The organism is Streptococcus sp. HMSC062B01 (assembly GCF_001811085.1).
GTDB classification, from domain to species: domain Bacteria; phylum Bacillota; class Bacilli; order Lactobacillales; family Streptococcaceae; genus Streptococcus; species Streptococcus gordonii.
Genome location: NZ_KZ672803.1, coordinates 1 through 353 on the forward strand (window position 1 = coordinate 1; position 353 = coordinate 353).

At 45.9% G+C, this 353-nt stretch carries 1 protein-coding gene; it reads right to left on the reverse strand.

Annotated elements, in window-relative coordinates; translation table 11 throughout:
• The coding region (locus HMPREF2780_RS08360; protein ID WP_233994390.1) for an SHIRT domain-containing protein at positions 1 to 353 on the reverse strand (353 nt) is incomplete at both ends.

Below are 353 nucleotides of genomic sequence, written 5' to 3' on the forward strand. Positions count from 1 at the left end.
TTGGCGCTGGGGTGAATTCCCATGTTCCTACGAAGTGTGCGTCTGCTCCATTGATGGTTTCAGAAGTCTTATCGTATGATTTGAAACTCCAAGTGCCTTCTGTTGTCTTAACCTCTGTTTTACTTGGTTGCATTGGCGTTGCTTGACTACCATCTTTCAAGTCTGTTTGAGCTACTGGAAGCAGATCTTTTACTTCTTGTGGAAGCTCTTTACCTGGAGTTCCACTGACAAACTCGTGAGTAGCTTTGTAAGTTGGGGTTGGGGTGAATTCCCAAGTACCGATAAAGTGGGCGTCCGCTCCATTGATGGTTTCAGACGGCTTGTCATATGACTTGAAGCTCCATGTGCCTTCT